Origin of the sequence: Methanolobus sp., from assembly GCF_016278385.1 — an archaeon.
GTDB lineage: Archaea > Halobacteriota > Methanosarcinia > Methanosarcinales > Methanosarcinaceae > Methanolobus.
The window spans coordinates 87945-102792 of the sequence record NZ_JADQBY010000020.1 but is presented as its reverse complement, the minus strand read 5'-3'; the positions used below and the strand labels follow the sequence as shown (position 1 = coordinate 102792).

Genomic DNA, 14848 nt, shown 5'->3' with positions numbered 1-14848 from the left:
TTTAATTTTTATTAAATTGTATGGGGGATTGATAGCAGTTTATCGAAATCCTCATAATTGTGAGATTATAAGTCCTAATTTAATTAATATGTATGAGATAAACAAAGATTTTATTGAAACCATAGATAAGTCTGAGTCAGTATATTTAATATTCACTTTTGTGCATCCCAGCTTCCCTCCAATAATTTCAAAACTTGTTGAAAACAATACAAATGTCTCAATCATAATTACAAAGGAACTGCTAAGAAAAATAAAATCTGAGAAAGATGGTGAATTTATATCTTATTTTGCATTTGAAAACATTAAATTTTACTTATATGACAAAGATATCAACATGGTATCCTTTGCATTAAGTGATTATTGCCTGATATTGCGATTGTTGTCTAAAAATAACGAATACGATAACAAACAGTTATCTTTTTTAGACTCAAAAGCACTTCTGTGGGGTAAAAATCTTTTTGATTATTATCTGAAAGATACCGTACCAATAATTGAAATATAGATTTTTTCTGTTTTCCGTATTTTAATGTATTATCCAAGTAGCAGTTGTCAAGATTAGCTCTGCTTTTACCTGTAGCTAGGCGCATTATAGAAATAAGATAGTACTTATATTTTAATTGGGGGTTTAAATGAGATATTCGCTTCTTTGTCTGTTAATGATAGTTTTCGTTGGCTTATCGGGTTGTTTCAGCGACACAAATGAAATAGCTGATGATAAAATAGGGAGCAATGAAAGTATAACAAGCTCAACCGAGTCAAAAGAATTCCAGGTAAAAGGGGCAGAAGTGGAAATTGTTAGCGGTGATCTGACATATCCTGCTTACGTAGCTGCCCCTGAAACCGAATACAAAAAACCGGCAATTGTCCTATTACATTCATTCAGGGGAATGGAACCTGGATACATAGAACTTATTGACAAACTGGCTTCAGAAGGATATGTGGTAGTAGCTCCTGAATGGCAGACCTTTGAGACATCTCCACATGACGCAGTTGTAGAACGATTGATAAGAGATTCAATTGATTATCTAGGAACAAGGTCCGATGTTGATACTGAACTTCTTGGTCTTACAGGTTTTTGTGCAGGCGGTCGCTACACAATGCTCTTACTTCCTGAGATCAAGGAATTTAAGTCTGGAGTTGCATGGTATGGTTTTCCTTATTCAGGAGACTCCGAAGCCCAACCTGATAGACCTGTTGATGTGATAGAAGAACTAGAGGTTCCCATGTTAATGATACACGGAACAAATGACCAGGCTAGCAATATATCTGATATCTACAGATATAGTACTGAACTGGATGCTGCAGGGAAATACTTTGAATTGAAAGTATATCAGGAACAGCCACATGGATTCATGCTTGAAGATGGTCAGTTGTCACAGAGTTTTGAAGCAGAGGATGCCTACTGGCAGATGGTTACATTCTTCGATAGAACACTAAAATAAGGGGTATGTTATGAGAGATATAAGAACAATTTTCTTTTTTTTAATTCTAGCACTTTTCTTAGGGATAGGACCCCTTGTGGGAATCTATACTGATTATCTATGGTTTGATATGATCGGATATACATCCGTGTTCACAACAATATTACAATGGAAAATAATTACGATCATACCTGGATTTATACTTGCTTTTGCCTTCCTTTACATAAATGCAAAATTTGCAGTGAATTCTATACGAAAGATACTTGCTGAGAGAAACATCACCCATGATGAGATCGATTCTCAGGTTATATTTATAGTAATTACAGCATTTTCATTTATTTTCGGACTGGCATTCAGCAGCAACTGGAAAACAATTCTCCTCTATCTGAATAGCACATCGTTTGGAATAAATGATCCTATTCTTATGAACGATATAGGGTTCTATGTATTCCAGCTCCCTTTTATTCACATGATAAGGGGGATATTCCTGATACTGACCGTTATTTCACTCATGATGGTCCTGATTCTCTATGTAATCAGACTTGAAACGGTATTCAAGTCCGAAACAATTGAAACGAATAATACTGAATCATCCTACTTCCTGTATCCGACAAATAGTGTAAAGGATATGCTGGATAAACTGCCTGTTAAAGTCCTTATTCATATATCAGCACTGCTTGCATTCCTGTTTGCATTAATTGCTTTTGGATTTTACCTTAATAGATATGATATATTGTTCTCACAGCAGGGAGTAGTATCAGGTGCAGGCTATACTGATGTGCACATAAGGCTTCCAATATTCAACATACTTACAATATTATCTTTCCTGACTGCTATCGCTTTAATGGCGAATGTAAAACTGAAGAATATTAAGATACCAATTGTCAGTGTAGTTCTGCTAATATTGTTCATCATGGCCAGTTCTTTTGTACCTAATGTTTATCAGCAATTCAAAGTGGAACCCACTGAGATCCAGCTGGAAAAACCGTATCTGGAATATAATATAAATTATACGAGAATGGCCTTTGGTCTATCGGATATTGAAGAAAGACCTTTTGAGGCCAATACTGATCTGACCCTGTCGGAACTGGAGAATAATACCCAGTTAACTGAAAACATAAGAATATGGGACCGGCGAGCTCTTGAACAAACCTACAAGCAGCTCCAGCAGATCAGAACATATTATACGTTCAATGATGTTGATACGGACCGGTACCACATGGACGACGGTTATAAACAGTATATGATATCAGCCAGGGAACTGGATACCATGCAGCTGGCACCCGAAGCTAAAACATGGGTAAACGAGCGTCTGGTCTATACTCATGGTTTTGGAGTTGTGATGAATCCGGTAAGTACCAAGACAAGTGATGGCAGACCCGAATTTGTTTTGCAGGATATCCCGCCGACAGGTGAATTTGATGTTGATAATCCACGAATCTACTATGGAGAGGTCACAAATGACTATAAAATAGCAGATACAGGAAAAGAAGAATTCGATTATCCAAAAGGTGGACAGAATGTATTCACGCAATATGAAGGTAAAAGTGGAATAGTGCTTGATTCATTTGTTAAAAGACTGATCTTCGCATTCACTTTTGGTGAATCAAACTTCATCCTGAGTGAATATGTGGATGATAATTCACGTTTGATGTATCATCAACAGATCGAAGAAAGAGCACAGATAATCGCTCCGTTCCTTGAATATGATAGTGACCCTTACCCTGTTATTTCTGGCGGAAAGGTATACTGGATAATAGATGCCTATACTACGGCTGATAAGTATCCGTATTCTGAAAGCTACTACGGGACAAAATTCTATGACATCAATTATATCCGAAATTCCGTAAAGGTTGTTGTGGATGCTTATGATGGAACTGTTGACTTCTATATTATGGAAGACGAACCCGTGGTGAATACCTATTCAAAGATATTCCCTGAACTGTTCAAACCTTTCACTGAAATGCCGGAAGGCCTACAGGAGCATATCCGCTATCCTAAGGATTTCTTTAAGGTCCAGATGGACCTCTACGAGAATTATCACATGACAGATGCTGAGACATTTTACAATAAAGAGGATGCGTGGCAAATTCCAAATGAGGTCTACCGGGGAAGCAGTATTGAAATGGAACCCTATTACATGATCACAAAACTCCCTAACGGTGGCGGACTGGAATATGTATTACTGCAACCCTTCACACCCCGAAACAGGGAGAATATGATCGCCTGGATCGCAGCCAGATGTGATGAACCTAATTACGGAGAGATCAAACATTATGAACTGCCAAAGGGAGTACTAATCTACGGACCTACCCAGATCGAATCTAGGATAGACCAGGACCCGGATATTTCCGAGCAACTGACACTCTGGGGCCAGACAGGTTCCAGAGTAACAAGAGGAAATTTGCTGGTGGTACCAATTGGTAATTCGATATTGTACACTGAGCCTATATTCATAAGTGCCGAGGAATCTGAGATACCTGAACTCAGGAGAGTTGTGGTTTCATCAGGACAGAAGGTTGTCATGGGTGAGGATTTGCAAGAATCATTGCAAATGCTTGTTGAAGGCAGAATCGATGTGCAGGACGAAACTGGCCAGACGGATATACCAGGAACAGCACGAGAACTTGCACAGCAGGCACTTGACCATTATAACAAAGCACAGGAGTATCTTGCAGAAGGCAACTGGGCTGGATATGGAGAGGAGATTGACAAGATGGAAGAAATTCTCAACCAGCTGTCTCTCACTCTGGAGGAGGTAAATTCGCAATGATTTGACTGATTTAAAAGTAATAGGGGTATGCTACAGCACAATGAGCTTAAGTGGAGGATAAGGGATATTTGAATATTCAAATTTCAATACTTCCTATCTCCCTATATTGTAGTAATAGTAATGGTGAAACTGCTTCCTGAACGGCATTTTCACCTTATACTTATACAGCAAAAAAATCAATTCTCAATGTTCAATATTAGAATTGACATTTCATATATCGCTATATAAAAAGTAACAAGTGATTGAATCTCAAATGAGCCAAAACAATAGTAACTATGATGGTAGAACAAAAAATATTGGTTTTTAAATCCTTATCATTATTGGCGTAATGCTGACTATACTGCTTCTGTCAGGCCAGACATTTTCATTGATAGATTACGATTTGACCGTGTCACTTAGATTACAGGAATCTGAAGAAGAAGTAAGTGAAGTTGGCGTATCCTGGGATAAAGCATTTGCAGTTGCAGATACTATATTATACATTCCTCTGCTGTTAATTGGAATAATCAGATTATTAAAAAGAAAAGCATGGGCGTGTACTCATGTTTGGAGCGATGGCAATTACTACTTATTGGCCAATCGTCAGTCTGATCACTATCTTTATTGGCAAAAGTGCTCTTAACCTAAATCCAGATAAATATGTTTCATATTAAATAGTCTTTCCTTTAATTGGAATTTACGGCATGTTGGGTATGTGTTATTTGTATAAGAATAGGGATGAATTAGTAAATTAATCGAAAGTTTATTCGTTCATTTTTTTTATCATTCTGCTTTTACTTTCTAGTTCACAGAGAGGTTGGAGAAATTGGCATGAATGTCCTTGGGTTTAGAAATATTACTTTTTTGCAATAAACGTACATGATTTTAGAGGCCTTCTAATTAGAATGGAAGGGATTAGGAGCTAATTAGATAACCCCTTTTAAGGCCAGTACCTGCAAGAAGAGCTTTTTAAACTTCATCATTAAAAGCCATTGAGAGGCAGAAAAAAGGTTGGAATGATGCAGAAGAAGAGGGTAAACTTTATGTGCAACAATTGATACTAACATACTATAATTGTGTTAGTGTAAAACTTATATATATATATTATTCGTACTAGGTGTTCTGTACATGAAAAAAACGTTGCTTGATGTGTTATTTGCTTCTGGTAAGAGAAAGGGAAGTCTCTTATTGCTAAGGGATGGAGCAAAGAAAATGAAAGATCTCCTTAATGCTTTGGATACAACAAGAACGGCATTACTTCCACAGATGAGGATTCTGGAAGATCATTACCTTGTTTCTCATCATGGTGATACTTACGAATTGACAACCATTGGGAAACTGGTTGTTGATAAGATGGTTCCTTTATTAGGCACCACTGATGTTTTTGATGAAGGTATTAGTTACTGGGGAACCCGTAATCTTGATTTCATTCCATCTTACCTCTTAGAAAAAATAGGTGAACTTAAGAATTGTGAAATAATAAATCCACCTATTACAGAACTATTTTCCATTCATCAATCGCTTAATCCTGAATATAAAGTATCCTCCACAGTGTATATAGTTACTACTATACTTTACCCAGGCTTTAATTCGATATTCACAGAAATGCTTGAAAGAAATGTTACTATATACTATATCGTTTCCCAGGAACTACTTAACAAGATCAGAACAGAATATCGAGCAGAATTTGCAAATTTCATGAAGAATAAATCCTTAAATATGTATGTCTACAATAAAGAGATGAAGTTTTTATATTTTACATTTGATAATGTTCATTCTCTGATAACTATATTAAAAAGTAATGGAGAGTTCGATAACAAGTTTATCTTATGTAGAGGTCAGAGTGCAGTTGACTGGACAAAAGAGCTTTTTGATTATTATCTGAAAGATTCGGTTCTAATAACCAAGTTAGATTGATCTTTCATTTTGGTCTGTGCCAGCATATTCTTCATAAGAGGACTAGAGGATTTAGACCAATAGTTTTATAATTAGGCAATGACTAACTAACTGCTTAGGTTTAAATAATGAACAAAAAAGAGCATTTATTTATAACTTTTGAAAAACTGCTCAGGGTCAAAAGTGAATGCTCTTCCAGTATCTTCTCTGAATGTGGGCTATCGGATATCACCATAAAACAAATGGGATATCTGAAAGCTATTGATGAATGTGAGGAAGTAACATTCAGCAGGCTTGCTGAGATTACTCGAAATTCAAAACCCACAATCACGGAGATGGTCAACAAATTTGTAAAAATGGAATGCGTATACAGGGAAAGATCCACCCTTGACGGCAGGATATTTTACATCCGTTTAACCGAAAAAGGACAGACAATAGCTCGCTTAGAACGTAATTCTCTGTTAAGACTTATTGAAAGAATGACAGGGTCTTTGGACGAAAAGGATATGGATACTCTTGTACGGATTCTACAAAAGGTGAAATGATTTTTTTGTTCACATGTAGTTAGGTTAAATTGAACTAAATAACTTAATAGGAATAAAAAGATAAAAAATGACCCCACAACAAAGTAACAGTAACAGGGAGAACATCGTAATCAGACTCTCTGAAATAGTTGTCTACCCCAAAAGTCAGACAAAATTCCTGACCGATAAAACAACCGGGGAAATACTTCTGTCTGAGATGGGAAATGAAGAATCTGCATATGCAGTAGGTCTGACAATGAAAAGCGGAGCGAAGCTTTCAGAGATGTCAGAAAATTCTTTGTACAAAATAGGAAATCTCCTTGAGATCATATCTGTACTACCTACTGATAAAGGCTACCTGGTTTCTGCAAAGTCAATCCAGAGAGTAGAGGCTAGTTCCTTGTATCAGAAAGAGGGAATATTCTATACTACATATGAACCGGTTCCTGATATCAATGATCTTAATGAAGAACTCCAGAAAGAGATAGTGGCAGATGTAAAAAAGACCATACATGAGATAAGTGATCGTTTCCATAGTTCGGAACAGTTCGTCAGGCCTATTGACAGGATGGACACCATTGACCAGATTATGGGACACGTAGTGCCATTCATGCCGATTGAACTGGAAGACAAACAGAATCTTCTGGAAACTGCTTCTGTTCGTGAACGTTATCTTACATTCCTCTATGTTCTGACAAACCAGAAAGAGAACATCAATGTTCGAATCGAGGTGGCAAAAAAAGTTGCCGATAATGTGAACAAATCACACAGAGAAGCTATGCTACGTGAGCAACTGAAAGTAATCCAGGAAGAGCTCAATGAGAGCGATAATCCTGTTTCTGGTGAAGGTGGATACAGAGAAAGAATTGAGAATTCAAGGATGCCTGATGAAATAAAAAAGAAAGCACTTTCAGAGTTAAAGAAACTGGAGATCGGAGGCAATCATAATCCTGAAAGCCATGTTATCAGGAACTACCTGGACCTCTTACTTGAACTTTCGTGGACTGTAGAAGAGAAAAAGAGCATTGATATCACCGAAGCCCGTGATGTGCTGGAAAACAATCATAACGGACTTGAAAAGGTCAAAGAGAGAATAATCCAGCATCTTGCGGTAATGAAACTAAAGCATGAGAAACAAGGCTCCATTATACTCTTTACAGGCCCTCCCGGAACCGGGAAAACAAGTCTTGGAAAGAGTATTGCAGATGCCCTTGGCAGGGAATATGTTCGTGTCAGCCTTGGAGGTGTCAGAGATGAAGCAGAGATCAGAGGACACCGAAGGACATACATCGGAGCTATGCCCGGGAGGATCGTGCAGGGCATAAAGAAAGCAGGAACAAAGAATCCTGTATTCATTCTCGATGAGATAGACAAGCTTTCAGCTTCCTATTCAGGAGACCCGGCAAGTGCCCTTCTGGAAGTTCTTGACCCCGAACAGAACAATACGTTCTCTGATCATTATCTGGAAGTCCCATATGATCTGTCAGAAGTACTGTTTATGGCAACTGCCAACTCCCTGGCAACTATCCCGGGGCCACTGCTTGACAGGATGGAGATAATTGAGATATCCGGCTACACGAAAAACGAAAAACTTGCAATTGCAAAGGATCACCTGGTCCCTACTATACTTGAGGACCACGGCCTTGATTCGGATAAACTCAGAGTTGAAGATGATGCTCTAAAGATGATCATCGAGAAGTATACCCGTGAAGCAGGTGTTCGTGGATTGAAGAAACAGCTTGCTAGAACTGCAAGGTTTGTGTCCGAAAGGATCGTATCAAGAAAAGCTGAACTCCCTTACATTGTAAAGGCGGATATGCTCAAAGAGATCCTCGGAAAGGAATTGATCCGTCAGGATGAAGCCAGAAATGAGAATGTACCCGGTGTGGTTACAGGACTTGCATGGACTCCTGTGGGAGGAGAAATTCTCTTCATCGAGGGGACATTCATGCCAGGAAACGGAAAGCTTACGCTTACCGGCCAGCTTGGGGATGTGATGAAAGAATCAGCACAGATCTCATTGAGTCTTGTCAGGTCACGACTTGCAAACACTGCAAGCAGCTTTGACTTTACTGCAAGTGATATCCATATCCATGTGCCATCAGGTGCAACCCCGAAGGATGGTCCCTCTGCAGGTGTGACCCTCTTCACCGCACTAACATCCCTTATCACCGGCAAGGCAGTTGACTCAAAACTTGCCATGACAGGTGAGATCACTCTGAGTGGTGCAGTACTGCCTGTAGGAGGTATTAAAGAGAAAGTGTTGGCAGCACACAGAGCAGGCATAAAAAAGGTCATCCTTCCAAAAGAGAACGAAAGGGATCTGGAAGATGTACCCGAAGATGTCAGGAATGAGCTTAAGTTTGTTCCGGTAGAGAACATTGAGGAGGTTTTGATAGAGGCTCTGGGGATTGATTTGCCCAGACCGATAGTCTCGTATACAGGAAACCGTTTGACAACTGCACAGAATATCTGAACGGATGCGAGTGCAGGAATTGATTACGGCCTCATCAGGCCGTAACCACTATTTTAATGAAAATGATCAATGGTATATGGTATATGGTATATCCACACATTTGGGCATTCAGTAATTCCTGAACCCTGTTCTCTCTTATAATGGCGGCCCGGCCCCGATGGCTTCATTTATCCTCCCGGGATCAAACGTCTTTGTGACACAGACCGGTTTTGTGTTTCCGTAGTCTTCGATATCGTTTTTTGTTTTCATCGACTGTCATTGATGTTCCAAAAAATATCTTCGATGAACAATAGTTTAATTTACTTCCTGACCCGTACAATATTTCATGTTTTCCATATTCTTTGAGGTTCTGGACTTTGCAATTCCAATATTAATAATGATTTTTCTAGGTCTTTTTGGAACAGGTATCCTCATAGAACTTGGATTCATGCAGAAATTTTCAGGACTGGTCAGGCCTCTTTTTAAATATACAAACCTTCCGGACACATGTGCATCTGCGTTTATGGTATCTTTGGGTTCTACTGTAGCCGCAAACGGAATGGTGGTCAACTTCAAGGAAGGAGGTTGTATCGATGAGAAGGAAACCATGCTCTGTGCACTTCTAAACAGTACACCTGCATACGTAAGGGAAATAATAACCTACCAAATACCTATTGTACTCCCTGCCCTTGGACCTGTTGTTGGAGGGTTCTACGTGATGGTTTTTATACTGACCGCAATTGTAAAAGTCAGTACAGTAATATTACTTAGCAGGATATTTCTTAAAAAGAACAGATGCATGTACGATGAAAATATCTCATCGAAGAAAGTAACCCTTAAAAGTGCTGTCAAAAAATCCTTGAAGCGTAACCGTAAGCTGTTCACAAAGATAGCAGTAATCTATCTATCTATGACAACACTGGTATTCATATTAAAGGAACGTGGAGCATTCGAGGTATTCAATGTGTTGCCACTAGCAGATCTTTTTGGAATACCATCTGAAAGTATTGTACCACTTACCAGCTACGTTGCAAGCCCTATTCTAGGTATATCACTGTTGGGACCCATGATAAGTAATAATGGAATATCCAATATACAAGCCATGATAGTACTTATGCTCGGAAGCATGTTTATGCTTCCTGTGTTTAGTATCAGATCACTTTTGCCCAGATACATATCCATATTTGGTCCGCGTATTGGAATAAGAATTGTAGCATTCTCTACAGGAATTAGTATACTTGTCAGGTTTTGTGTGCTCGTCGTATTACTTTCAATAGCAAACTAATATGTGGATTCTTTTTTAGGGGCTGAATAAGTCAGCATTCGTTTTTATGAAGAACTATTCTGAATATTAATAGTATAGATGATATTTTTATCTTTTTATAGTGCATGTGTTAGAATTATAACTTACACATAATATTATTTTGTATTTCTTAGAAATAAATGAAAATCCAGACCTATTGTTTAAAAAAAAAGATGAACAATAAATTAATATATTATATTATCCTCTATATAATAACGTGGAGATACAATCCACGTTATACCAATGTACCGTGCAAAATTTGCACACATTATATCGTACCAAATATGGGAGAAATGAATAAAATGGTAAAAGTAATGATTGTAGACGATGCTGCATTTATGCGCATGGTGATCAAGGATATTCTAACAAAAAATGGCCATGAAGTAGTTGGCGAATGTGTTGATGGGCTTGATGCTGTAAACAAATATCCGCAGATAAAACCAGAACTTGTGTTCATGGATATTGTTATGCCAAATATGGAAGGAATCGATGCTCTCAAAAAGATAATGGAAATGGATCCGGCTGCAAAAGTTGTGATGTGCTCATCCATTGGACAGCAATCGGTTGTAACCGATGCACTCAAAACAGGTGCTCTTGACTTTATAGTTAAGCCATTTGATGCAGCTAAAGTGCTTGAAGTAATTGGAAAAGTCGTTTAATATGACTATTAATGCACTTGTAGTCGATGACTCCGCGCTTATGCGTAAAGTTGTCTCGGATATCCTGACAGAAGATCCTGAAATTAAAGTAATAGCCACTGCCAGGAATGGACTTGACGCCGTAGAAAAAGTCGAAAAGTTCAGGCCGGATGTTGTAACACTTGATGTTGAGATGCCAGTACTTGATGGACTGCATGCTTTAGGATACATCATGAGTGAGTGTCCAACCCCAGTAGTGATGTTAACGGCAATTGACTCCAAGTCCGCAGAGAGCACACTAAACGCATTTGAGTATGGAGCGGTGGATTTCATACAGAAACCATCAGGAAATATCAGTTTAAACATCGCGGATATTGCTCAAGAGATCCGCACTAAAGTAAAAATGGCATCTAAAGTGGATCTGAAAAAACTCGGGTTCATGGAAGAACACGTGAAAAAAGCACGCGAAAATGAAGGAAAAACCTTGCCTACCGCACAAAGGAAGACGATAATCAAAAAGAACACACACCGTACAAATGGCAAAATCATTGCTATTGCTTCTTCAACAGGAGGGCCTCGAGCCCTTGAACAGGTAATTCCTAAATTACCTGGTGACTTGAAAGTTCCTGTGGTAATTGTCCAGCATATGCCTGCCGGATTTACAGCATCACTTGCACAACGACTGGACGGACAATCCCAGTTGACAGTCACTGAGGCAAAGGAAGGAGACGTACTTCACCCCGGACATGCATACCTTGCCCCTGGAAACTATCACATGGAGATAGTGACCGTAGAAAAAAGAGGCATTCACCATCAAACTGTATCGCTTAACCAGAAACCTCGCGAACAGGGAGTAAGACCCTGTGCAAACATACTTTTCAAATCATTGATACCAATCTACGGACAAAACATTGTAGCTGCTGTTCTTACTGGAATGGGAGCAGATGGAGCAGATGGTGTTGAGGAGATTAAAAGTGCGGGAGGAAAAGCAATTGCAGAGGATGAAAAAACCTGTGTAGTTTATGGTATGCCAAAAGCAGTTGTGCAACGAGGTCTTGCGGACAGTATTGTACCCCTTGATAAAGTTTCAGTTGAAATTGTACGAATGTTGAATTCATCCGGTGATTAAAATGTTTTTGGAAAAGGAGAAGATCGAATGATCTCAGGGTTGGTGTGACCATGGATATGTCAGAATATAAAGAAATATTTAAAGCAGAGTCAGAAGAGCATCTGCAGCAACTTAATGATTCATTGCTGGGACTTGAACAAAACCCCAATGATCTAGAATACATCACTACCATGTTCCGTTCAGCTCATACATTGAAAGGAATGTCAGCAACAATGGGTTTTAGCACCATTGCCGAACTGACACATGAAATGGAAAACCTGATGGATATGGTCCGGAAGTCACAGATTGCTGTAAGTAATGGTCTTATAGACATTCTCTTTGAATGTCTTGACACACTTGAAGCACTTGTAGAAACTGTGGATAGTGGAGAACAGGTAGATATTTGCTCTCTGCAAACTACTCTTTTAAAAGCTATGGAAGGTACATTGCCTGTAAAAGAGAACACATGTTCTGTGACTCAGAGCAGTAGTACTATTGAACATGAACTCAGTGCTGATCCAGAACCAGTTGAAGATATAATATCTGAAATTGGTATCGAGCTGTCGGATAATGAGAAACATGCAATTCAGAGTGCTACAAATGACGGGAACAGAATTGTATCCTTAAAAGTGCTCCTCGATGAATCATGCGTACTTAAGTCAGCACGATCGACACTAGTACTGATCAATGTCACCAAAATGGGTGAGATAATAAAGTGTGAACCAAGTGAAGCAGAACTTGAAGATGAAAAATTTGATCTCGAATTTACTGTTATCTTTGCGACAAAGAACGCTGATGAAGAAATTAGTGGAACTTTGAAGAAGATATCCGAGATCAAAGATGTGATACCAACTACAATTTCTGATACCTCATTCCCTGCTGATAAAGAGATGCAGGACACTAACGAAGCTGAAAGCGAGGTACAACAACAAAATAGCACCGGAGTCAAGAGGTCAGATGCTGTCAAAAGCATACAGAGTGTCAGGGTCAATATTGAAAGACTTGATAACCTGATGAACCTTGTCGGAGAACTAATCATTAACAAGATCAGACTAAACCAGCTTGCTTCTGATCTCAATGCGAAAGATCTTGATGAATCTCTTGCAAATCTTGACCGCCTCACTAACGAGATACAGACGGAAGTTATGGAATCAAGAATGGTCCCTATAGACCAGATATTCAGCAGATTCCCAAGAATGATAAGAGATCTGGCTAAATCCGAAGGTAAACAGATAAACCTCATCATTGAAGGAAAAGAAATTGAACTTGACAGGACCGTCCTTGATGAGATCGGCGATCCACTGGTACATTTGCTGCGCAATGCAGTAGACCATGGGATAGAACCGGAAGAAGACCGTAAACAGCTTGGAAAACCTGTTGCAGGTATGGTAAGACTGGCTGCATCACGTCAGAGAAACAGTGTTCTCATTGAAGTTGAAGATGATGGAAAAGGAATGGATCCTGCACACTTAAGAGAAGTGGCCGTCAAAAAAGGAATAATGAGCAAGGAAGAAGCCGATAAACTTTCTGATACCGATGCTCTAAATCTCATTTTCATGTCTGGCTTTAGCGGGGCTAAAGTTGTCACCGACATTTCCGGAAGGGGTGTCGGAATGGATGCTGTTAAGACCAAAATAGAATCCCTGGGAGGAAGTGTAAAAATAACTTCCGTGTCTGGTCAGGGCAGTATTATGAAGCTGCAATTACCACTAACAGTAGCCATTATTCAATCACTTATGGTAACCGTAGCCGATGAGACCTATGCCATACCACTTGGCAATGTTATCCGTGACGTGGGAATAAAAGCCAGTGATATAAAGTCAATAGAGGGAAAAGAAGTAATCATGCTGAGAGGCGAAGTACTTCCACTTCTAAGGCTGCACGATATACTTGACTGTCCTAAAGAAAAAGAAGATAAAAAGAACCTGATTGTTGTTGTTGTTGAGAAAATGGGAAACAACATTGGACTGGTAGTTGATGATCTTCTTGGACAACAAGAAGTAATAATCAAAACACTTGATAATAAAATATTGAGGAACATGAGAGGATTTGCAGGTGCAACAATTCTAGGGAATGGAAATGTCGCGCTAATCCTTGATATTGCTACATTAATCTAAATAAGAGGGAATAACATGGCAGAAATAGACGAAATGGCAAAAGGAGCATTTCAAGAAGCAGGAAATATTGGAATGGGCCATCTGGCTACCTCGCTTTCAAAAATGGTGAACAGGGACGTTAAAATAGACATACCCATCGTTGAAATGATTAGCCTGGATGAAATTATTGCAAGGAGCAATCAAGAAGGGAAAAACAAAAGTGTCGTAGGAATACATCTGCACATTACTGGGGATGTGACTGGTGGGACTCTTATATTATTCCCTAAATTCTCAGCATTATCATTTTCCGACTTGCTTATGAAGAAATCCATAGGTACGACCACAAAAATAGAAGAGCCACAAATAAGGAAACTTCGTGAGATGGGGCTTAATCTCTGTAGCTCCTATATGCGTGTTGTAAATGATTTCCTTGGAATCAGTCTTAGTATAGGCGACCCAAGCATTGAAGTAAACATGGAAGGAGTAGGTGATTTCATACAAAAGGAAATCGGAACTCTTGCTGATCAGTTTATTGTTGTAAAAGGCGAATGTATGATACCGTCCACAAATTCAAAGCATGAATTTAATATGCTTTTCGAACCCGGGGCCACCGATATAATTATGGCAGCTATCATGAAAAAAATGATGGGATAAG

12 protein-coding genes are annotated in these 14848 nt (G+C 39.0%); all 12 read left to right on the top strand.

Annotated features, from left to right (window positions below; translation table 11 throughout):
- Positions 1-502, top strand: a 502-nt coding sequence (locus tag QZZ23_RS09315) for a transcriptional regulator FilR1 domain-containing protein (protein ID WP_292469263.1), incomplete at its 5' end; no start/stop codon positions are given.
- 127 nt (positions 503-629) lie between these two features.
- Entirely contained in the window at positions 630-1442 is an 813-nt protein-coding gene (locus QZZ23_RS09310; RefSeq protein ID WP_292469260.1) for a dienelactone hydrolase family protein, read from the top strand.
- Between the two features lie 10 nt (positions 1443-1452).
- Positions 1453-4194, top strand: coding sequence for a UPF0182 family protein (locus tag QZZ23_RS09305; RefSeq protein WP_292469258.1), 2742 nt, complete (start codon positions 1453-1455; stop codon positions 4192-4194).
- Between the two features lie 328 nt (positions 4195-4522).
- A complete protein-coding gene (locus tag QZZ23_RS09300; protein WP_292469255.1) occupies positions 4523-4816 on the top strand; it encodes a hypothetical protein in 294 nt (97 codons plus the stop codon).
- A gap of 485 nt (positions 4817-5301) precedes the next feature.
- Complete coding sequence (locus tag QZZ23_RS09295) at positions 5302-6090, top strand: winged helix-turn-helix domain-containing protein (protein WP_292469252.1); 789 nt, start codon at positions 5302-5304, stop codon at positions 6088-6090.
- A gap of 107 nt (positions 6091-6197) precedes the next feature.
- Positions 6198-6614, top strand: a complete 417-nt coding sequence (locus QZZ23_RS09290; protein WP_292469250.1) for a MarR family winged helix-turn-helix transcriptional regulator — start codon at positions 6198-6200, stop codon at positions 6612-6614.
- A 67-nt stretch (positions 6615-6681) separates the two neighbouring features.
- Positions 6682-9069 carry an endopeptidase La gene (lon, locus tag QZZ23_RS09285; protein WP_292469247.1) on the top strand — a complete coding sequence of 796 codons (2388 nt, stop codon included), beginning with the start codon at positions 6682-6684 and terminating at the stop codon, positions 9067-9069.
- 325 nt (positions 9070-9394) lie between these two features.
- The gene (locus QZZ23_RS09280) at positions 9395-10333 is read left to right on the top strand and encodes a nucleoside recognition protein (RefSeq protein WP_292469245.1); all 939 of its coding nucleotides are present in this window, start codon (positions 9395-9397) and stop codon (positions 10331-10333) included.
- Positions 10334-10653: 320 nt separating this feature from the next.
- A complete protein-coding gene (locus QZZ23_RS09275) occupies positions 10654-11010 on the top strand; it encodes a response regulator (protein WP_292469243.1) in 357 nt (118 codons plus the stop codon).
- A 1-nt stretch (position 11011) separates the two neighbouring features.
- Positions 11012-12118 (top strand): chemotaxis response regulator protein-glutamate methylesterase, encoded by a 1107-nt coding sequence (locus QZZ23_RS09270; RefSeq protein ID WP_292469241.1) that lies wholly within the window; start codon positions 11012-11014, stop codon positions 12116-12118.
- A 56-nt stretch (positions 12119-12174) separates the two neighbouring features.
- Positions 12175-14214 (top strand): chemotaxis protein CheA, encoded by a 2040-nt coding sequence (locus QZZ23_RS09265; RefSeq protein ID WP_292469239.1) that lies wholly within the window; start codon positions 12175-12177, stop codon positions 14212-14214.
- A gap of 15 nt (positions 14215-14229) precedes the next feature.
- On the top strand, positions 14230-14847 hold the full coding sequence (locus QZZ23_RS09260; protein WP_292469238.1) for a chemotaxis protein CheC: 618 nt from the start codon (positions 14230-14232) through the stop codon (positions 14845-14847).
- Position 14848 lies beyond the last annotated feature (1 nt).